Genomic DNA, 20703 nt, shown 5'->3' on the forward strand with positions numbered 1-20703 from the left:
TTCAATTTTGGGCGGCATAGGCCATATTTGCCAGAAATCAGCTATCTGTCTACGAAATGTACGGCCCTGCCCAGGCATGTCCTGTTGTGTTTCTTTACTAAATAACCAATTTAGAAATCGATGAAAACATTTAGTAGTATTATCAATAGTTTGTGTAAAGGTGATGTTACACTGCTTACAATGCCATCGTTGTGATCCAGCTTTAGTTTTCCCATATTTTTGACAAGAAAATCCACAATTTATACATCTTACCAGCATGATTATTCCCTCCACTTAGAACACGATTTTCTAAGAAGATATAACCTTATTGAAGCCAGTAAAATCAAGGGGTTTGGGACTTTTTACCAACACATTTTGTCCACCCTCTAAGTTTATCAAAAGAACTTAAAATGGCGATGGAAGCAGTAATTTACTGGCTCCATCCCCTATAAAACCAACACGTTTTGTCCTATAACCCAAATATTCTTTGTATTCATAAGAAAGAAAATTTTCGTTCTAATTGAAATATTGATGTTATATATAATAAATATAAAAAGGCTGTAATAACGAATTTATCGTTATTACAGCCTTTGTATATTGTTAAGATCAATTAAGCGTTCGCTAAAGTTTTACCTAATTCTTGGCATTGAGCTTTACCGTCATCATCAGGTTCACCCAAAAGCGCTAAGCCATCAGCTACTAATTCACCACCAGCATCTTTAATGCGAGTGCCCCAGTCTTCTAACCAAGTACCACCCCAACCATAGGAGCCAAAGATTGCTACTTTTTTACCACCCAATTTAGCTTCTAATTCTGTGTAGAATGGTTCAAATTCGCCTTCTTCTAATTGTTCTGCACCCATGTCAGCACAGCCAAGAGCTAGTTTTTCGTAAGCTGCTGCGTCATCTACGGATACTTCAGAAACAGATTTTACTTCAACTTCTTGACCTGCAGCTTTGATACCTTCAGCTACTGCTTGAGCCATTTGTTCTGTGTTGCCTGTACCGGACCAATAAATTACACCAATCATCTTGTACCTCCTAGGCCGTTCTTGCGACCAATGAACTAAATGTTTTTCCCAACATCAATTGAGTTTGACAAAATTCACGACATGCTTTGTAACACAAGAAAGAGCGCTTTGCGTCTACCACATCATGGTAGACTTTCCACTCTCCACACATACGGTATCCATTACCACGACGTGAAATAAAATATTTTACATCTTTTAATGGATAACCTAGAAATACGCCGATTTCATGTGGAAAATCAATACTCGCTTCCATACGATATCTTAAATGCTCAAGCATCTCCATAATGCTCATGCGATCATGATAACCGTAGGCTTTCAAAAATGTCATCACCGCAGGTTGCCGCACATAGTCTCGTAATTGTTTCTCACGGAATACCAATAGCAGTCTACGCGCTTTACAGCGACATAATTCAAAGAAGAACAATCCTTTTTCATTGAACTCTTTATTATATTCTGTCAATACAAATTGGATTTGTTCATTCATGTCCCGTGGAATAGAAACCAAATTCGAAAGCTTAATACCTCGAATTGCCGGTGCACAATGATATCCAATGATATGGTCAATTGAATTCATCATAATAGTACCTGCCTGTTGCACATCGTTAGAATTCTCTCTAATGAGAATAATTCCTATATGCACATAGTACTCTTGATGAGAAAAATTGTCAAGAATAATTGATATATATTTTCAATAATTATTTATTTTTTGGCATTAAGCAAACCTTTTACTTTAGGGAAAACTACAGCATCATTAGCTTCATCAATAGTGATAAAGCGTGCATTCGGGCCTGTATATTTATCTTCAAAAAGATTAATATGCAAGATTTCATTATAAGAATTATTATTAGCAATACTTTTATATTTTAATGTACCCTCATAGGCATTACCTTGTTTTACTAATGGTTTTACCACTGTAAAAGTACCAAGTACCGGGCTATCCCCCTTGTTAATAGCTGCAGCTAATGCACCAAGGGCAGATGGATCCGTATTTACATGCTTTGTTTCACTCATGCGACCGGATAAGCGTTTACCTAATACTACATTAGCATACACAGCATAATGCATTTCATTTTCGTTTTTAATATTTAATGTATATACATCTGCAGACGTTGCACCTGCTTCAACAAGAACAGACTTTATATCCTTTTTAGCATCTCCAGCAAATAACGCTTTAGGATTATTCTGATACATAGCAACACCTTCAGGCAATTTAACGCCTTGGTATGTTACCGTTTGGCTTCTATTCAAAATTGACTTAATATTTGCTGCAGAACCAACAGCTGGTACTGATACTAATAGAGCTGCTGCCGTAGCAAGTAATACTAATTTTTTCATAGTTCTCCTCACCGAAACATGTTCATAATAAATGTTCAATACAACAACTAAAGGTGACGCTAACAATCGGTTAAAGTTTCTAACAATAACCATAGATTAAAGGTCTCTAATAATTTATTAGGAACAAATTATTTCTAATAACAACACAGTATTAAAGAACCGCCCACCGAGGGGCGGTTCTTTAGCATCATGGTTAGCTACCACGAATACAATATTATTTCTTTTGTTCTTTAGCCCAGCTATCGCGTAAACCAACAATACGGTTCATTACGATATGATCTGGTGTGCTATCTTTATCAGTTACAAAGTAACCTTGGCGTAAGAATTGGAAACGATCGCCCGGTATAGTTGTAGCAAGGCAAGCTTCGCCTTTACTATTGAAAACTTGTAAGGACTCATGATTGAAGTCACCTAAGAAGTCTTTACCGTCAGAATCTTCTTTGAGCAAGTAATCATACAAGCGGGACTCAATATCTACTGCAGTAGATGCTTCAACCCAGTGCAATGTACCTTTAACTTTACGTGTGCAACCACTGCCGCTCTTAGTTTCAGGATCATATGTACAGTGAATCTCTGTAATATTACCATTTTCGTCTTTAATAACGTCAGTACATGTAATGAAATAAGCGCCTTTCAAGCGTACTTCTTTACCTGGTGCCAAACGGAAGAATTTCTTAACGGGCTCTTCCATAAAGTCATTGCGTTCGATATAGATTTCACGACCAAATACAACTTCACGATTACCAAGTTCTTCGTTTTCAGGGTTGTTTTCAACTGTTACAAGCTCTGTTTGACCTTCTGGATAGTTTGTGATCACAACTTTCACAGGATCAATAACAACCATTGGACGTGTAGCCTTGAGTTTCAAGTCCTCACGGATACAGAACTCAAGCAATGCAATGTCTACAACACTGTCAGCCTTAGCTACACCAATGCGGTCACAGAAATCACGAATAGCTTCAGGAGTATAGCCACGGCGGCGTAAGCCGGAAATAGTAGGCATACGAGGATCATCCCAACCAGCTACAAGACCAGCCTCAACAAGAGCGCGCAATTTACGTTTAGACATAACCATCTTAGTTACATTTAGGCGAGCAAACTCAATTTGTTGCGGAATTTCAGTGTCATCCCAATCCTCTAATACCCAATCATATAATGGGCGGTGAACTTCGAATTCTAATGTACAAATAGAGTGTGTAATACGTTCAATGGCATCTTCAATAGGATGTGCATAGTCGTACATAGGGTAAATCACCCATTCATTACCTGTATTGTGATGTTCAGCTTTTACAATACGATAAATAACAGGGTCACGCATAACGATATTAGGATGTGCCATGTCGATTTTTGCACGCAATACCTTTTCACCATCATCGTATTTACCGTCTTTCATTTCTTCGAAGAGTTTCAAGTTTTCTTCTACGCTACGTTCACGATAAGGGCTATTGATACCAGGTGTAGAGTAATCACCACGAGTTTGTTTGATTTCTTCAGCAGTTTGATCATCTACATAAGCTTTGCCAAGAGAAATCAATTTCTTAGCATATTCGTACATTTCACCAAAGTAGTCGGATGCATAACGAACATCGCCAGCCCATTCAAAGCCAAGCCATTTTACATCTTCCATGATGGAGTTTACGTATTCAATATCTTCTTTTGTTGGGTTTGTATCATCAAAACGAAGATTTGTTAAGCCATTGTACTGTTTGCCAATACCAAAGTTAAGGCAGATAGATTTGGCATGGCCAATGTGCAAGTAGCCATTTGGTTCTGGCGGGAAGCGTGTTAATACGCGACCACCGTATTTACCAGTTTCATTATCTTTGTTGATGATAGCTTCGATAAAGTTAACAGATACAACTTCTTCAGGAGCTACATTTTTTTCAATGTCTTTATGTTCCACCGTTCTTACCTCCATAGGATAAATATTCTTTTATTTTACCATATTTTGCATAAAACCGCATATTTTTTAAGATCTTATAATTTTAGTCAAAATCAGTCAAATCAACGCCCGCCTTTTTGAGCTCTTCTAATGCAGATTCTACGTCCATTTGCGGTTTTTTATAGTTCACTTCTTCGTTTACACAAGTCTTTAACGGTTTCTTCTGAACACCAGCAATAATATTGTCAGCTGTCAAAATAGACATATCATAACGAGTTCTATCTGTGTAAGAACCAATATGTGGTACGATGAGACAATTTTCTACCTCTAACAATGGATGATCAGCAGGTAGAGGTTCTGGATCCGTAACATCAAGCGCTGCATAATCAATTTCGCCTGTTTTAAGTGCATTAATAAGCGCATCCGTATCTACAATAGGGCCACGACCAACATTAACAAATAGTGCAGTATTTTTCATTTTTTTGAAGAATGCTTCATTACACATGTGATATGTTTCGTCTGTTAACGGAGCCATCACGCATACTACATCACTAGTAGCTAATAAGTCATCTAGCTCCATATACGTAGTTTTATGAATCTTATCATCTATACGTTGATTACGGTTATGATATACAACGGTCATACCAAAAGCACGAGCACGACGAGAAATAGATACACCGATAGCGCCCATACCAATAATACCAAGGGTGCGACGACTCAAATCAAACCCTTTAATATTAGATGGTCTTTGCGCCCAACGTCCTTCTTTTACAAAATTAGCATTTTCCAAAATACGACGACTTGCAGTGGTAATCAAGGTAAAAGCAAGCTCCGCGACGGTTTCATTTAAAACGCCCGGAGTATTGCCATAAGGAATACCTGCAGCTGTTAATTCATCAATATTTACATTGTCATAACCAACAGCGGCCTGAGCAATAACCTTTAAATTAGGTGCATTTTTTACAAGATCACCATCTACATCTAAAGGACGAACACACCACAAACCATCCGCATCAACGAGCCATTCCTTTAATGTCTCCCGAGGCATTACTGTCTTTTCAGTCCATTGGCGCACTTCTACGTGCTCTTTTAAATATGCAATCGCATCCTTGCGAACAAGCCCATTTACTACTACTAGAGGTTTTTGTTCCATATGCATCCCTCCCATAAGAATTCTGTTATTATACTTATATTTTATACTAGAAAGCTAAATTAATACAACAAAAAGGAGTAAGGCCTAAGCCTTACTCCTTTGATTTTGCATTTTTAGTTTGAATTAGTTCAAATCTGCTGTACAGTTAGGACATTTAACTGCATCAATGTGAATTTCTGTTTTACAGAATTGACATTCTTTAGTTACTGGCGCTTCAGCAGCTTCTTCTTCTTTCGCGCTTTTCATCATTTTAGCTAATGCGCGAACCATCAAGAATACAACGAACGCCAAGATTAAGAATTGAATCAAATCAGTAATGAATGTACCGTATGGCAATACAGAACCAACTGCACGAGCTGCATTAATATCAGCACCAGCCATGAATGCATCTTTAGACGCAGCATTTAATGGTAAGTACAAGTTGCTGAAATCAATACCACCTGTGAACAAGCTGATAATAGGCATGAACAAGTTGCTTACAACAGAGTTAACCAACGCCGTGAAAGCAGCACCGATAATCATACCAATAGCTAGGTCCATCATGTTACCTTTGAATGCAAAAGCTTTAAAATCGTTCAAAAATTGTTTCATTTCACTACTCCTAGTTACATTTAATTGAGAATGCGTTAATAACTGTACTAATCATAAAGGAAACATGAAGAGATGTCAAGAATTTTCGATGTAGTTTTTCGAAATTATTTAATATAGTTTTTCATAATCCTATCTATTATTGTAATAAACCAGTAATTATGCGTATTTTTCGCACCATATTATTGTATATTTCTTTAAAAACTTTATATGGAATACGTAAAAAATAGAGTCTAACCCTACATCGGTTAGACTCTATTAATTAGAAAAAGTAATTTATAACCCTTTATATATACTATTATATGTTTATATCTCAGGAAGGATCTCTAGTCTCTTCTATAACAGCAATAAATTCGGGCCGTATCATATCGGCTTCTATAACTTGACTGTATTGTATATATTCCACAGTTATTTAATTTTATCTTCTATAACCTTGCCTTCACGCAAAGGACCACTTTGCTCTTTAAGGCGCGCTAGCATAACAGAGGATACAAACATCGCAATACCAGCTCCTATAGTTTCAATAGATAAACTTTCACCAAAGAACAAGAACCCATAGAAGGAACTAATAAATACACCAACGTATTGCAAGAATTGAGCCACTACGGCATTTGTGGTAACAAAGGCACCGGTTAAGAAGAACTGAGCCACCACACTAATGCCACCAATCGCCAAGATGATAAGCCAATCTGTGCCTTGAGGCATAACGAGTTTATCAGTTGTAACAAGTCCTGCAATCATACCTGTAATCATAAAATACGCCATAATTTCGAAATTACTATGCTTACCTCGCTTAGATATAAGGCGAATCGTTGTATACGCAGCCGCAGATAAAGCAGCCCCTAAAATAGCTACTAAGGCAAACCAAGTAAAGCCGGTAAAGCTAAATGGATTTACCATAACCATTACAGCTACAAAGATCAAAAGAAGCCATTTCCCAGCCCCTTTAGGTACCCGTTCTTTAAGAAATAAGGCGCTAAATATCAATACAAATATACCTGATGTTTGAAATAGAATCGTTGCATCAGATAATTTTAAATGCACTAAGGCAATAAAGTTACAAACCATGCCAAAGCCGCCGTATAAACCGCGCATTATAAGATGTCCTCTATCTTCTTTAGAGAATCGGATGCCTTGGGTATACATAACGATAAGAACCGCTACAGTACCAAATAAGCCACGGAAAAAGGCAATTTCCCCAGAAGGAATATTAGAGCCTAGCATCTTTACGAATAAATTCATCGTACTCAACAAAAGAGCCGATAACAATGCGTACATAAGGCCTTTTTTAGCCATACTACCTCCCTATATACTTCCATGTATATTTTAAAGAAAAAATCCAGTAATAATACTACTATATTAACTTAACCACACAAGTTAAATTAATATGCCCCTAAATCATACTATCCACTAAATCATAGGATCCCTTAACAAAATATATGCCGCCCTTCTAACGAAAGGCGGCATTGTATTATTCAGAGAATGTATTTACAAAATCTAAGATTTCTTGCTTCATATTCTCTTTATCGATTGCTTTTGTGAAGCGCAATGGTTTAGATTGCAATGCTTCTAATTGTTTAGGGAACGCAACACCTGTTACAGCAGAGATATTATCTAAGCTTTCATAAGGAGTCTCACCCACCTTAATATCCAATGCCTCACAAATTGGTGTAGGGAATTTGAACGGATGTGCAGTAGATGCAATTACAGTATGACGAGCACCATCTTCAGGATGTTTTTCCAATTCCTTCATGTACGCACCCATAGCAACCGCCGTATGAGGGTCCATTACATAACCATAGGAGTTATATACTTGTTGAATGATCGCTTTTGTTTCTTCATCACTAACGTAAGCACCAGCAAAATTAGCTTTAACGCGTTTGAACTCTTCTTCGTTAACAGTCAATTTACCAGTAGACTTAAGATCTTTCATCCAACCTGCTGTGCGTTCACTGTCTTCACCAGAAATATAGTACAAGAAGCGTTCAAAGTTAGAGGATTCAAGAATATCCATGGACGGAGAAATCGTCGTATAGAACGGACGATTCATATCGTATGTACCATTTTCAAAGAAATCAGTAAGTACGTTATTTTGATTAGATGCACAAATCAATTTGCCAATAGGAATCCCCATTTTCTTCGCATAGTAAGCAGCCAAGATATTACCGAAGTTACCTGTTGGAACAACTACGTTAAAAGCTTCGTCTTCATGGATAGCACCTTGAGCTACGAGCTCAGCATAGGCATTTACATAGTACACTACTTGTGGTGCCAAACGGCCGATGTTAATGGAGTTCGCACTAGAGAACATTACACCTTTTTCAGCTACAGCTTCTGCCGTTTCTTTATCTACAAAGAGACGTTTCAAGAATTGTTGAGCATCGTCGAAGTTGCCATGAATAGCAGTTACATTAACGTTCTCCCCTTCTTGCTTTTGCATTTGCTCAGCTTGCATTGGGCTTACGCCATCTGTTGGGTAGAATACTTGGATATGTGTACCAGGCACATCTTTAAAGCCTTCAAGAGCAGCTTTACCAGTATCACCAGATGTAGCAGTTAAGATAAGAACCTCTTTTTTCTCACCTTCTGCTTCTTTAGCGGCTACTAAAAGGTATGGGAATAAAGATAATGCCATATCTTTGAAAGCTTGTGTACGACCGTGGAACAATTCCAAGACGGATACTTTTTCTAAGATAGAATGTAATGGTGCAATATCGCGGGTGCTAAAGTTAGCATCAGAGTACGCAGAATTGATCATTTCATTTAAATGAGCTTCAGAGAAGCATGGGAACAACTTAGCTAATACAACAGCTGCTACCTCTTGATAGTTTTTATCTTTCACATCATTGTAAGTTAAGCAGTTCGTAGGGAATAAAGATGGTACGTATAGACCACCATCCTCTGCTAAGCCGTGCAACAATGCATATGTTTCATTTACCGCAACGGTACCGCGGGTGCTAGTATAATTCATGGAATACCTCATTTATAACTACAATGTATTTTTTCGAGTCTAATAGATTTATTATAGCATAAAAGCGCCCTTAAAAGGAGCGCTTCTATAGAATTTATATGATATTTTCACTCAAATTAAATGCTGCTAACAAAACTGAACATCACAAACTATAAAAATTAATATTTATTAAACGATATGCTTAGCTAAATGTTTTGTAAGCTCCGTAAAGTTTTTAACACCTTTCAAAAAGGTAAACTCAACAAGTCCTATACCAGAAGCCCAGATTTTAACTTCTAAGTCAAAATCAAAAGTACCTGCAGTCTCTGTCGAAAATGCTGTAATCTTTGAAAACGGAATTACTAAAACCTCTTTTTTCTTGCCTGTTAACCCTTGAACATCTATAGCTATAATCTTTTTATCTGTAACTACTAATACATCTCTAGGAGCATTAAATTCAAAACAAATTGCCTCATCAAATAATACATGAGAATACAATTCTTTTTTAGTCCCAGACTCAACATAATTTAACATCGATAATTTTTTTGTTGCTATTTCATGTCCCATATAAACCTCCCAATTCATAAACCACTACTCTCCACCTTATATTTAGTTGTAAGCATTATATTTATTAAATATAATACAAAATAATTATACCAAATAATATACTAACTTATATCAAATATCTTCCATTGTTTTTTAAACTTCATTAAATTTAATGCTATCTTTTTATAAATTTTAATCTCAAAAAAAAGGAGCCCCATACTTAGGGCTCCTTTTTTTGAGTGAAAGCTTAATTCAATAAAATTATAACTCACCTTCTGCAATAGCATCCAATGTATCAAGGGATGGAATGAAGAATAACATGCCTGTAATCGGTTTAGAATAGTCTAACAACTTATCATTTTGAGTAAACATATTGGTAAGCATTGTTTTCGTTACATCCCAGTAACGAGCATAGCCAATAAAGTATGTACCACGTATACCTTGGCCTGGTTGTGCAAACGGCACATTCATGCGAACGATTTTATGTTCTTCGTCATCGCGATTATCTTGAGCTACTACATTATGAGCAGCTGGATCTTTTTCATCATCTTCTAATTCAATATCGCTGAATTTACGACGACCAATGAATTTTTCTTGCATTTCTGTAGGAAGCGCACGCCAAGCATCTAGGTCATGCTCATATTTTTGAGCAAATGCATAGGAGCCATTGGTAAATTTAGGATCTTCCTCACCAATAACGCCCCACTCTACAGCCTCTTCACCGACAGGGTTTTCTGTACCATCTACGAAATCGATGATAGCCCGACCTTGTTCATAATGGAAGCCATGAGTTTCATCCACCACAGATGTAATAGGACGTAAGAAGCCCATAATTTGGTCTACCACAGTATACGTCACAGATTCATCATTAGAACGAACATGGAGGAATAAATCTGCTGGTACAGCAGGTACGTCTTGTTTATCCCCTTTAATGCCAGTAAAATCTTCTAATTCTTTTGGTACAGGTGCATTAGGGAACAAATAATCCCATGCTTTACGGCTAAAACCAAAAGCAATAGCTAACCCAGAATTGTTAGCACGAATACTAACAGAACGTTTAATTGCTTGGATTCTATCTGCCATATCTTGAATCACTTCAAGCTCTGCATCATGATCTTCGCGGTTTAATAACAACGTCGTAAAGTTGACACTTTGGCCAGCATCTTTGTACACATCTTGTGTTCTAGAAATATCTAAAGCCATTCGTTACCTCCTAATGAGAAAAATTATTATATAGCAATCATAAGCTATTAAGCCCGTATTGTCTATGAGATATAAAACATTCCATATCCAATAAACTCATCTCAGCTATTACAAACCTTTCAGAAAAGAAGAAAACTAAAAGCTTAAAATATCAATTGGTCATATATTCTTTTGGTATTTGTTCTATAGGCTTATTATTTACCTATATTTCTACATATTTTTTAATAATATAATGTCAAAATGATATCATATATAATATATACATTAGATAGAACGATCCTTTTCTTCACCATATAACCGTTCCATGCCCTGGCGGGTCACAAGCCAATTCTTGCCCGATTTTCTAGCCTCTTCATCGGTAAATTGTTTATTTGCATATCGCTTTAAACAGCATTGCTTAATAGAATCAGCTGGTACATTCCATCTTTCACCAGCCTCTTGTGTAGTCATTACATCATCTAGTTTCATTATAGTACTCCTAATATTACTAATAAATTATAAACGGATAATATAAAGGCAATAATATCAATTATTGACGTTAATCTTGAAATCATATCTATCTCATTGATATAATAGTTAAGAAGAGTGGGGCTCTTCCTAGCCCTCGTAGTTACTCCTTATTAATCACCGTTATCACCGCAGTTGCTAGTTGGAGGATAGCTAATATTAAGGGTAGCCACTTTTTATTATTTTTATAAATCACCTTTCTTTTGCATATAATGCGGCTTGAACACCTACATTATACTTAAGCAAGGTGATTTTTTTTGTATAACTTTCGTTACCGCACCCGCATAGCGGGTGGTTTTATGGTTCGCGACTATGTCGCGAACCAGTCTAAAGACAATAATAAGAAAAACCCGCACTACTGCGCGGGTTTATATGGTGGACCACCAGGGGTTCGAACCCTGGACACCCTGATTAAGAGTCAGGTGCTCTGCCAGCTGAGCTAGTGGTCCATGACATGACTAATTATATGCCTCTTTTATAGGAATGTAAAGAATATTTATTACATTCCTATAAAACATATGCATTAAAATTGTAACACCCAGTCTTTCATGGTATTACAAGCCTCTGTAGGAAGTAAATCACTCGTTCCTACGCAGTCTTCACCACTATATAGTTGAAGTACACTATGTGTACGACTTACCTCTTTAACAACGACATGTGTTAGATTATCCTTAGGTACACTAAATTGTAAACCATAGCGACCAAAATAGGTAAAAACAGCTTTTACGGTATCGTACTCTATATGGACTTGAAGCATTTTACCCCCGGGCCAGCATGATTCAATATTTTCTTTTGATCTTGGTTTGATAAAATCAAAAAATCCCATACTACCCTCCGATGCGCCACATTGGACGTTCTGGTTGCTCCATCCCTATTCCATCATGTCGTTCTTGTTTACGCTGTAATGCTCGCTCAATATGCTCTGCCAAGTCCTCTGCAGTCGCTCCATTGCGTACGAGTGATACTAAATCAGCCTCATCATCACGGAGCAAACATAAGCGCATTTGTCCATCGGATGTGAGTCGAACGCGATTACATGTATCACAATAGCTATGAGACATAGAGAAAATAAAGCCTACCGCCTTACCACTTGGTAACGCTAAATACGTAGCAGGACCAAAACCATATACAGAATGAACCTCTGTAAGAGGCCCCCCACTCACACGTTCCAATTGAGCCTTCCACTCATCAAAGGTCGGTCCATGGAATGCATCACCTTGGAATGGCATATATTCAATAAAGCGCCAAACAACAGGCCACTTTTCTACATATTGTAATAACGATTTAACTTCATCATCAGACCAATGTCGAGACAAAACCGTATTGATTTTTACAGACTTGAAGTTAGCATTAATAGCACTGCGAATCCCCTCAAGAACGGACTCAAGTTGCCCATCTTTACCTACACATGTAGCAAAGGCTTCACTTTCAAGGGAATCCAAGCTAATATTCACACGGTTTAAGCCTAGTTTTTTCAACCGTTGAGCACGAGATGATAATAGACTACCATTTGTAGTCATGGAAATATCTTCAAACCAACCCGTTGCTTTAATGCGTTCTAACAACTCTTCAATATGAGGATACAACAATGGTTCACCACCTGTTAGTCGCACAGCTTTCACACCAATACGATGGAAAGCCTCTAAGATGGTCATCCATTCATCAACAGATAATAGTTGTGTTTGACTTTGAGGCGTAATTTCTGCAGGTCGGCAATAGGGACAACAGAAATTACACGCATCTGTCAGCGACAGACGTACATATTCAATTGTACGGCCCCATGCGTCTTTCATAACACACCTCGTTTACCAATACAGAATTATTTAATAATAGATACTTCATCACCTACGTGAATTGTACCATTTTTAAGAACCTTGCCAAAAATACCTTGTGTCGGCATAATACAAGAACCAACTTGTTTCATGATTTCACAACCATGGTGACATTCCTTACCGATTTGTGTGATTTCAAGAATAACGTCTTTACCGACTTGTAGTTGTGTACCTACTGCCAATTCATACAGTACCATACCTTCAACTGTAATATTTTCAGCAAAATCACCCGGTTTTACATCCGCCCCTTGAGCGCGCATATGGTCGATACTTGCAATGCCAAGCAAACTAATTTGACGGTGCCAATTGCCTGCGTGAGCATCACCTTCCATACCATGATCTACGATAAGATTTGCGGATTCAATATTATGTTTCTTTTGCCCTTTTTTCTCACTAATGGAGATAGCAATAATTTTTCCTTCTGCCATGTAGCCCTTCCCTTCTTATGGGAACATACCATATACATATATATAACTTTATATAAACATTTAATTGCAAAATAAACATGTAATTCTCATTTTGGTGAAAGCATTACAAAATACTTTTACAATTATCTATATATTATAACATAGTATTTAGACATTTTCCCTGTGAATTTAATCACTAAAAAAAGAACTCTATTCTCAACGAATAGAGTTCTCATTTTTATAATTTAACGACGTATTAAAAAAAGAGTATTATAACAGCTTTTATTATTTGTATAAGCTTATAATAGCGGCTTCTTTAGTATCAAGATCTTGTTCAATAGCATTCATCTTAGCCGTTACATCAGCTACAAAAGCCTCATCTTTAATGCCAGATAAATTGATACGTACATTTAAAAATGCTGCTTTCACCGCCGCACGTGCATTAATAGCCGCAATAATACCATCGGTAATTAGGTTTTGATTGCCCTTACGAGATGCTAGTTCCGCTAAATCAAAGATTTGATACGCTAATTCACCGATTTCAAAAGGAACCATAGCCGCGTCTTTATAAGCTTGCTGAATCGCCGCTGTGCGCGTAGCCTTTTCTTCATCTGTATTCTTTGGCAAACCTAAGGCATTCATAAAAATATTAAATACATCTGCATCAGCTTGAGATAATTCGAGCATGCGATTACGAATCGCTTCGGCCTTAGTTTGAAGTTCTTCCATTTCGGACTGAACCTCTTCGTAGCCCTTTTTACCAAAGGTTAAGTTCGCTACCATTTCAGCCAATGCTGCACCTGTTGCAGCAGTTAAAGCTGCAATGGCACCACCACCAGGTGTAGGCTCTTTAGACGCCGTAGCAGCTACAAAATCTATAACACGTTGTTCTACTAAATTCATAACAAGACCTCATGTAAAAGCGATAACAAGATATCCTTGTTATCGCTTTCTAATTATTATAAAAATATACAGATAAAACACTATATAAAACTAGTTAGAGCAGACACTACCAATAGGTAGTTAAAAAAGTATCTGCTGTAAAGGATTTATATTAGAACAATCCCTTAATCGTGCCGTCCGCTTCGATATCCATATTAAGAGCGGCAGGACGTTTAGGAAGGCCAGGCATAACCATTACATCCCCTGTACGGCATACGATAAAACCTGCACCATTAGCAACGCGGATATCGGATACAGTGATGGTAAAGCCCGTTGGAGCACCTAAAAGGGCTGGATTATCAGATAAGGAATATTGTGTTTTTGCCATACATACAGGTAAACGATCTAGTCCCCAGTCTGCTAATTGTTTAATTTGTTTTTTAGCTTTGTCTGTAAAGATAACACCATCGCCACCATAAATGGTTTTAACAATTTTATTAACTTTATCTTCCAAAGTATCTTCTAAGTCATAAACGAATTTAGGTGTTGGTTTAGGCCCTTCAAGTAGCTCTACGACCTTTTTCGCCATATCAGTGCCGCCTTCGCCGCCCTTTTCCCAACATTCATTAAGCTCTACAGGTACACCAAATTCGTCGCAGAGACGAGTTAATTCTGCAATTTCAGCATCCGTATCAGTAGCAAATTTATTGATTGCCACTAATACAGGCACGTTAAAGTAACGCATGTTTTCAATAGCTTTTTGTAAGTTACTAAAACCTTTTGTAACAGCCTCTACGTTTTCTGTATTGAGTTCTTGCTTAGGTACACCACCATGCATTTTTAGAGCACGCAATGTTGCTACAATAACAATTGTATCAGGGAAGATATTACCGTAGCGGCATTTGATATCAAGGAACTTTTCAGCCCCCAAATCAGCACCAAAGCCAGCTTCTGTAACTACGATGTCACCTAATTTAAGACCAAGCTTTGTAGCTACGATGGAGTTACAACCATGAGCGATGTTTGCAAATGGGCCACCGTGAACAATAGCTGGTGTATGTTCTAATGTTTGTACTAAATTTGGCTTGATTGCGTCTTTCATAAGAAGCGCCATCGCACCTTGGCAACCAAGTTGATGAACATAAACAGGCTCACCTGCTAAATTACAGCCAATAACAATGCGACCAAAACGTTCTTTTAAATCTTCTAGATCTTTAGCTAAGCAAAGAATAGCCATGATTTCAGAAGCAACAGTAATCATAAAGTGATCTTCTCGTGGGAAGCCACAGACTTTACCACCAAGAGCAACCGTTACATTACGAAGAGCACGGTCATTCATATCTAGTACACGAGTCCAAGATAATTGACGCAAATCGATTTGCAATTCATTACCTTGATGGATGTGATTGTCGATCATAGCAGACAATAAATTATTAGCTGCAGTAATAGCGTGCATATCACCTGTAAAATGGAGGTTAATATCATCCATCGGTACAACTTGAGCATAACCGCCACCAGCGGCACCACCTTTAATACCAAATACAGGACCTAAAGATGGTTCACGCAATGTAGCAATAGCGTTTTTACCAATTTTTTGTAAGCCTTGAACAAGACCAATGCTCGTTGTAGATTTACCTTCCCCTGCCGGTGTTGGCGTAATGGCCGTAACTAGCACTAATTTACCGTCCGGCTTTGTTTCTAAGCGACGAATAGCATCAAAGGAAATTTTCGCTTTATAATGACCATATTGTTCAATGTCATCAGGTGTTAAACCACATTTATCGGCAATAACCTGTATCTTCTCCATTTTATTCTGTTGGGCAATCTCAATATCGCTTAACATACAGCCTCCTCGGCACCATGGCCATCTATCAACTATAAACTTACTATTTAATGTTTACTATTTAATACTAAATGTCTACTGTAGATGTATATTTGTACAGCTACAGTAATCTATTATATATGAAAGTAGTACATATGTCTAATATTAATCCTTAACAATTTCAGTAATATAATTAATAAATTCTCCCATGGACTATACAACTAAGCATATTAAAATGCCTAGTGTATCCTCCGTACACTAGGCAAATTTATAGTTTTCGAATATTTTAAAACGGGAATAAGATTGGTAATAATACGAGTGCCACTATACTAGATACAGCAATGAGCGGCAAACCAGCTTTCACATAATCCATGAAGCTATAGCCAGCTATATTGTATACCATAGTATTAGCAGGCATACCAATTGGTGTAGCATATGCCAAGGAACTTGCTATTACGATAGCTGCAAGCACTGCTTTTGGATCAAAGCCAAGTTGAGCGGCTAGACTAAGACCGATAGGAACTAACAACGCACAAGTAGCCGTATTAGACATAAAGTTTGTCATAAATACGCCAAGAACAAAGATTACTACTAGCACAACAATTGGAGATGGACTAGCACCAAGACTATTCACGATAATATCAGCAATTACACTGCCCGTACCAGTTTTTACCATCGCATCCCCAAGGGCCATGGAACCAGCAAAGAGCATAATTGTTTTCATGTCGATAGATTTAACAGCTGCTGTTTCGCTAATAACATTAGTAGCTACTAATACAAGAGCACCGATCCAAGCACTTACATAGAGTTTTACGCCCAATTGTTTTTCAAAAATCATAGCAGCCACTGTCAAAATCAATACAAGTGCTGAAGTCCATTTTTTCCAAGCTGGTACATGACTATAATCATCATTACCTTCAAAAGCACCATCTGGCTGATGACTTGGAGCATCTGGCAAGAACCGTTTGCCAATTGTAGCATAGAATATAGTACCTACGATAAGGATTGGTAAGCCTACTAGACCATAATCAAAGAAACCAAAGGAGCCTAAGCCAGCTTGTTGCAATCCTGCTTGCGCAATCATATTACCAGGCGCACCAATTAGAGAAATATTACCACCCATAGCAGCGGCAAATACAAGAGGCATCAATAATTTAGTTTGTTTAAAACCACTCTTTTTGCAAATACCGATAATTACAGGAATCAGTACAGCAGCTGTACCAGTATTAGATAAGAAACCAGATAAAATACCTGTAATCATCATAACTGCAACGAGCAAAGATGTTTCAGTTTTAGCAAACTTATGAACTACATTACCTACACCTACTGCTACACCTGTTGCAAAGAATGCTTCACCAATAACAAACATACCCATAAATAGTAAGACATTGGGATCCACAAAACCGGCGAACGCTTCTTTAGCGGATAATACACCACTTAAGTGCAGGCCTACCGCCACAACCATAGCGGTAATAGACAATGGGATTTTCTCCCATGCAAACATGACGATGGCAAATACCAAGAAGCCCAGGGTAATCATTACACTCGTATCCATAAATACCTCCCAATACGTGTAATATCCTTAAAAAAGGGTACAAAAAAGGAGGATTGTACAAAATCCGTATAATCCTCCTATGCAGTTAAAACTCACAATGAGATTATTTAATGAAGCTTACGTGTTTATAAATCTCTTCTAACACTTCATCTTTTTTCGCATTGTATTCTACTTTTTTATTTTCAAAGTAGTTATTACCTTCCGCATCGATGGATACGATGAGCGGACCAAACTCTTTTACACGGCAAGTCCACAAGGTTTCAGGCATGCCTAGTTCACGCCAGTTAGCAAATTCGATTTCCTCTACCTCTGTAGCTGCTAATACTGCATTACCTGCAGGGAAGACACAGTGCAATGCACCAAAGTCTTTACATGCACGAGCCGTTTCAGGACCCATACCACCTTTACCAACGATAAGGCGTACACCAGTTTGTTTTACAAATTCGTACTCGAATTTTTCCATACGCATAGATGTTGTAGGACCTACGGAAATCATTTCAAATTTATCATCCCCATGATCACGTACGATTGGACCTGCGTGCAAGATAGCACCGTTACGTACATCTACAGGTAACTCACGGCCGTATTCAACAAGACGACGATGAGCAACATCACGGCATGTTGTGATGTGACCATTTAAATATATAATATCCCCTGCTTTGATACCTTCAAGATCAGATGCTTGAATTGGTGTTGTCAAAATGTGTTTAGCCATTAGAATGTCACTCCTTTGTGAGATAGAATTTCGTACTTACCGTCTTTATCAAATACTACATGACCGCGGCGATGGTTCCAACAACCAACGTTGACAGCTACAGAAATTACAGATGGATGACGAGAGCCATGCTCGATGTTAACACCCATTACAGATTTATCACCGCCCATGCCTTGTGGACCAATGTGCAATGCGTTAATGCCATCTTCAAGCAATTGTTCCATATATGCAGCTTTTTCATTATCTGCTTTAGAGGATACTGGGCGCATTAAGGCTTTTTTAGACATAGCTGCTGCTGTATCGATAGATGTAGCAATGCCTACACCAACTAATAATGGAGGACATGCATTTAAGCCATAGCTTGTCATTAAGTCTAATACAAATTTAGCTACACCTTCGTAACCTTCACCTGGCATCAATGTTTTACCAGAACCTGGCAAGGAGCAACCACCACCAGCCATGTATGGGAAGATTTCTACATCATCACGGCCAGGTACGATATCCCATGTAATGTACGGAGCTGTACGACCAATATTTTTACCAGTATTAAATTCATCAAATGTTTCTACACAGTTGTGACGAAGTGGCGCATCTTGTGTAGCTTGGTATGTAGCATCACGCAAGATTTCTTCGAGTTCACCGATCAATGGGTAGTTAGAACCTACTTTAACCCAGAACTGTAACACACCTGTATCTTGGCAGGATGGACGATTTAAATCGAAGGCCAATTCCTGATTCTTTTTCATTGTTTCATAAATTGTTTTAGCTAATGGATTTTTTTCATCTGCAGCAAGCTCTTTGATTTTTGCTTCTACATCATCAGGTAATTTCTTTGCTACATAAGCAATGAACTTTGCGATGACATTTGTCATTTCTTGTACTTGTTGTTCTTTCGTACTCATCGTAAACCTCCAAAAGGACTTCATTATTTAAGACGCAATTATTTCTGTTTCGGAACCTTAGCTCCTTTCGATGATTTCATTCTACTCTTTTTTCAGGAAATAACTATCCAATTTACAAGTTGATTTTTGATAGTAAAAGCACGACAAATTCATACAAAATCACCCATATGATTATATTTTTACCCATCTAAAATATACAATTACACCTATATCAAAACATCAAAAAGAGCACTACCTATCAAAAAGTAGTGCTCTTTTACTATTTATTCTTATAGGATTATACCATATACAAATTTACCTATACCTAATGATTGTATATACGTTCCAAATTAGTTATAGAATTCTACATTATTTATGCTTAAAAGGATACAAAAACTATCTAAATCAGGCTTTCAATGAATTAACGACATTCTCTAACTGTGTTGTAACCGCTTTAAGTTTTTGGTTGGCCACATCTAAATCAGCTTTGTATCTAGAATCCGGTTGGTATGGTAAAAATGACTGTAATAGTTCTAAAATATCTTGCTCTTGTGTAGAAATAATTTCCTTCCAATCATGTAACTTTGTTTTACGCCCGAACTCTTTTGCTTGCTTACGATACTCCGATGGCGTCGTATGGAAGTGCTTCTTAAAGGCTACGTTAAAAGCCTTAATATCTGCAAAGCCACAATTGATGGCAATATGAGCTACACTATCTGTAGAGTTAGCCAAACTTACGGTAGCCTCCCGTAGTCTCAAACGCAATACATATTCTAAAAAGGAAACACCTAATTGGCGTTTAAAGAACTGTGACGTATAGTTCACATTATAACCACCAATTTTAGCAATATCTTCCAGTTCAATTTTTCGCTGATAATTTTCGTCAATATAAGCAATCATCTTATCAAACGTAGCTTCCGTCATATCAACAGGCTTAGAATGTACATGTATGGACTTAACTGCATCAATTTCATCATATACCTCACTGGCTAAGGCTAAATAATGATGTTCCAACCACATTTGATTAATAGGGCTTTCACCATTAGCCTTTATCAACATCATCATCGCTGCATGATGTCGTAATGAGGTGAAGAACGGATTATGTCTATTAGACTTATCAGAGCGGATCACAAATTGATACATCCCAAAATTAGAATCAAATTGTTGGAAAAACTCTTTTCCTACATGAATAACAAGGGCTGTTGTATCCTGTTCTAAAGCTAATGTAGCATGTCCAACTTGAGGAGAAATAATAATTGTATCAAGTGGCTCCATCGTGAAAACCTCACTATTACAGCTCATCTCAATACGCCCCTTTAACAAGATAAGGATTTCCGTTTCTCCATGCCAATTGTAATGATACGTACTAACCTTGTAAATATGGCTGCTAAAATCTATGTGATTATGTTTGTATGTATAGTGAAAATAATCCATTA

The 20703-nt window shown here is 37.5% G+C and carries 20 protein-coding genes, 1 tRNA gene and 1 pseudogene; all 22 read right to left on the bottom strand.

The features are described from left to right. Positions 1-258, bottom strand: a pseudogene (locus tag VEHSUH06_RS08000) (IS256 family transposase); the annotation flags it as partial. Between the two features lie 331 nt (positions 259-589). Then, entirely contained in the window at positions 590-1009 is a 420-nt protein-coding gene (locus tag VEHSUH06_RS08005; protein ID WP_105098455.1) for a flavodoxin, read from the bottom strand. A gap of 10 nt (positions 1010-1019) precedes the next feature. Further along, complete coding sequence (locus VEHSUH06_RS08010; protein WP_105098529.1) at positions 1020-1607, bottom strand: DUF3793 family protein; 588 nt, start codon at positions 1605-1607, stop codon at positions 1020-1022. 101 nt (positions 1608-1708) lie between these two features. Next, positions 1709-2344 (bottom strand): hypothetical protein, encoded by a 636-nt coding sequence (locus tag VEHSUH06_RS08015; RefSeq protein ID WP_105098456.1) that lies wholly within the window; start codon positions 2342-2344, stop codon positions 1709-1711. 214 nt (positions 2345-2558) lie between these two features. Next, positions 2559-4247 (bottom strand): glutamine--tRNA ligase/YqeY domain fusion protein, encoded by a 1689-nt coding sequence (locus tag VEHSUH06_RS08020; protein ID WP_105098457.1) that lies wholly within the window; start codon positions 4245-4247, stop codon positions 2559-2561. 82 nt (positions 4248-4329) lie between these two features. After that, positions 4330-5379: a D-glycerate dehydrogenase gene (locus tag VEHSUH06_RS08025; RefSeq protein ID WP_105098458.1), complete on the bottom strand. Its 1050-nt coding sequence runs from the start codon at positions 5377-5379 to the stop codon at positions 4330-4332. A 123-nt stretch (positions 5380-5502) separates the two neighbouring features. Then, positions 5503-5970: a large conductance mechanosensitive channel protein MscL gene (gene mscL, locus VEHSUH06_RS08030; RefSeq protein ID WP_105098459.1), complete on the bottom strand. Its 468-nt coding sequence runs from the start codon at positions 5968-5970 to the stop codon at positions 5503-5505. A 405-nt stretch (positions 5971-6375) separates the two neighbouring features. Further along, positions 6376-7263 carry a DMT family transporter gene (locus VEHSUH06_RS08035; protein ID WP_105098460.1) on the bottom strand — a complete coding sequence of 296 codons (888 nt, stop codon included), beginning with the start codon at positions 7261-7263 and terminating at the stop codon, positions 6376-6378. 175 nt (positions 7264-7438) lie between these two features. After that, complete coding sequence (gene thrC / locus VEHSUH06_RS08040) at positions 7439-8938, bottom strand: threonine synthase (RefSeq protein WP_105098461.1); 1500 nt, start codon at positions 8936-8938, stop codon at positions 7439-7441. A gap of 168 nt (positions 8939-9106) precedes the next feature. After that, positions 9107-9484, bottom strand: coding sequence for a PH domain-containing protein (locus tag VEHSUH06_RS08045; RefSeq protein ID WP_199179782.1), 378 nt, complete (start codon positions 9482-9484; stop codon positions 9107-9109). Between the two features lie 240 nt (positions 9485-9724). Next, positions 9725-10666 (bottom strand): Dyp-type peroxidase, encoded by a 942-nt coding sequence (locus tag VEHSUH06_RS08050; protein ID WP_105098462.1) that lies wholly within the window; start codon positions 10664-10666, stop codon positions 9725-9727. A 264-nt stretch (positions 10667-10930) separates the two neighbouring features. Further along, on the bottom strand, positions 10931-11134 hold the full coding sequence (locus tag VEHSUH06_RS08055) for a helix-turn-helix domain-containing protein (protein ID WP_105098463.1): 204 nt from the start codon (positions 11132-11134) through the stop codon (positions 10931-10933). Positions 11135-11546: 412 nt separating this feature from the next. Further along, positions 11547-11622 (bottom strand) — tRNA-Lys (locus tag VEHSUH06_RS08060). Between the two features lie 74 nt (positions 11623-11696). Further along, positions 11697-11999: a hypothetical protein gene (locus VEHSUH06_RS08065; protein WP_105098464.1), complete on the bottom strand. Its 303-nt coding sequence runs from the start codon at positions 11997-11999 to the stop codon at positions 11697-11699. Between the two features lies 1 nt (position 12000). Further along, the gene (gene moaA / locus VEHSUH06_RS08070) at positions 12001-12966 is read right to left on the bottom strand and encodes a GTP 3',8-cyclase MoaA (protein ID WP_105098465.1); all 966 of its coding nucleotides are present in this window, start codon (positions 12964-12966) and stop codon (positions 12001-12003) included. Positions 12967-12992: 26 nt separating this feature from the next. Then, on the bottom strand, positions 12993-13433 hold the full coding sequence (locus VEHSUH06_RS08075) for an MOSC domain-containing protein (protein WP_009351261.1): 441 nt from the start codon (positions 13431-13433) through the stop codon (positions 12993-12995). Between the two features lie 264 nt (positions 13434-13697). Then, positions 13698-14315 (bottom strand): cyclodeaminase/cyclohydrolase family protein, encoded by a 618-nt coding sequence (locus VEHSUH06_RS08080; RefSeq protein ID WP_105098466.1) that lies wholly within the window; start codon positions 14313-14315, stop codon positions 13698-13700. Positions 14316-14466: 151 nt separating this feature from the next. Then, a complete protein-coding gene (locus VEHSUH06_RS08085) occupies positions 14467-16137 on the bottom strand; it encodes a formate--tetrahydrofolate ligase (protein WP_105098467.1) in 1671 nt (556 codons plus the stop codon). Positions 16138-16402: 265 nt separating this feature from the next. Then, the gene (locus tag VEHSUH06_RS08090) at positions 16403-17671 is read right to left on the bottom strand and encodes an SLC13 family permease (protein ID WP_105098468.1); all 1269 of its coding nucleotides are present in this window, start codon (positions 17669-17671) and stop codon (positions 16403-16405) included. A 103-nt stretch (positions 17672-17774) separates the two neighbouring features. Next, positions 17775-18386, bottom strand: coding sequence for a L(+)-tartrate dehydratase subunit beta (gene ttdB, locus VEHSUH06_RS08095; RefSeq protein WP_105098469.1), 612 nt, complete (start codon positions 18384-18386; stop codon positions 17775-17777). Further along, positions 18386-19288, bottom strand: coding sequence for a L(+)-tartrate dehydratase subunit alpha (gene ttdA / locus VEHSUH06_RS08100; RefSeq protein WP_105098470.1), 903 nt, complete (start codon positions 19286-19288; stop codon positions 18386-18388). Before ttdA ends, ttdB begins: the two co-directional genes overlap by 1 nt. Before the next feature lie 384 nt (positions 19289-19672). Then, on the bottom strand, positions 19673-20701 hold the full coding sequence (locus VEHSUH06_RS08105; protein WP_105098471.1) for an AraC family transcriptional regulator: 1029 nt from the start codon (positions 20699-20701) through the stop codon (positions 19673-19675). Between the last annotated feature and the right edge of the window lie 2 nt (positions 20702-20703).

Origin of the sequence: Veillonella sp. S13053-19, from assembly GCF_002959835.1 — a bacterium.
GTDB lineage: Bacteria > Bacillota > Negativicutes > Veillonellales > Veillonellaceae > Veillonella > Veillonella rogosae.

What these genes read in the sequence shown, in the direction of transcription:
- VEHSUH06_RS08055 (WP_105098463.1), bottom strand. Translation starts at nt 11,134, where the DNA reads ATGAAACTAGATGATGTAATGACTACACAAGAGGCTGGTGAAAGATGG.
- VEHSUH06_RS08085 (WP_105098467.1), bottom strand. Translation starts at nt 16,137, where the DNA reads ATGTTAAGCGATATTGAGATTGCCCAACAGAATAAAATGGAGAAGATA.
- thrC (WP_105098461.1), bottom strand. Translation starts at nt 8,938, where the DNA reads ATGAATTATACTAGCACCCGCGGTACCGTTGCGGTAAATGAAACATAT.
- VEHSUH06_RS08015 (WP_105098456.1), bottom strand. Translation starts at nt 2,344, where the DNA reads ATGAAAAAATTAGTATTACTTGCTACGGCAGCAGCTCTATTAGTATCA.
- VEHSUH06_RS08090 (WP_105098468.1), bottom strand. Translation starts at nt 17,671, where the DNA reads ATGGATACGAGTGTAATGATTACCCTGGGCTTCTTGGTATTTGCCATC.
- moaA (WP_105098465.1), bottom strand. Translation starts at nt 12,966, where the DNA reads ATGAAAGACGCATGGGGCCGTACAATTGAATATGTACGTCTGTCGCTG.
- ttdA (WP_105098470.1), bottom strand. Translation starts at nt 19,288, where the DNA reads ATGAGTACGAAAGAACAACAAGTACAAGAAATGACAAATGTCATCGCA.
- VEHSUH06_RS08005 (WP_105098455.1), bottom strand. Translation starts at nt 1,009, where the DNA reads ATGATTGGTGTAATTTATTGGTCCGGTACAGGCAACACAGAACAAATG.
- VEHSUH06_RS08050 (WP_105098462.1), bottom strand. Translation starts at nt 10,666, where the DNA reads ATGGCTTTAGATATTTCTAGAACACAAGATGTGTACAAAGATGCTGGC.
- VEHSUH06_RS08025 (WP_105098458.1), bottom strand. Translation starts at nt 5,379, where the DNA reads ATGGAACAAAAACCTCTAGTAGTAGTAAATGGGCTTGTTCGCAAGGAT.
- VEHSUH06_RS08105 (WP_105098471.1), bottom strand. Translation starts at nt 20,701, where the DNA reads ATGGATTATTTTCACTATACATACAAACATAATCACATAGATTTTAGC.
- VEHSUH06_RS08045 (WP_199179782.1), bottom strand. Translation starts at nt 9,484, where the DNA reads ATGGGACATGAAATAGCAACAAAAAAATTATCGATGTTAAATTATGTT.
- ttdB (WP_105098469.1), bottom strand. Translation starts at nt 18,386, where the DNA reads ATGGCTAAACACATTTTGACAACACCAATTCAAGCATCTGATCTTGAA.
- mscL (WP_105098459.1), bottom strand. Translation starts at nt 5,970, where the DNA reads ATGAAACAATTTTTGAACGATTTTAAAGCTTTTGCATTCAAAGGTAAC.
- VEHSUH06_RS08065 (WP_105098464.1), bottom strand. Translation starts at nt 11,999, where the DNA reads ATGGGATTTTTTGATTTTATCAAACCAAGATCAAAAGAAAATATTGAA.
- VEHSUH06_RS08035 (WP_105098460.1), bottom strand. Translation starts at nt 7,263, where the DNA reads ATGGCTAAAAAAGGCCTTATGTACGCATTGTTATCGGCTCTTTTGTTG.
- VEHSUH06_RS08080 (WP_105098466.1), bottom strand. Translation starts at nt 14,315, where the DNA reads ATGAATTTAGTAGAACAACGTGTTATAGATTTTGTAGCTGCTACGGCG.
- VEHSUH06_RS08075 (WP_009351261.1), bottom strand. Translation starts at nt 13,433, where the DNA reads ATGGCAGAAGGAAAAATTATTGCTATCTCCATTAGTGAGAAAAAAGGG.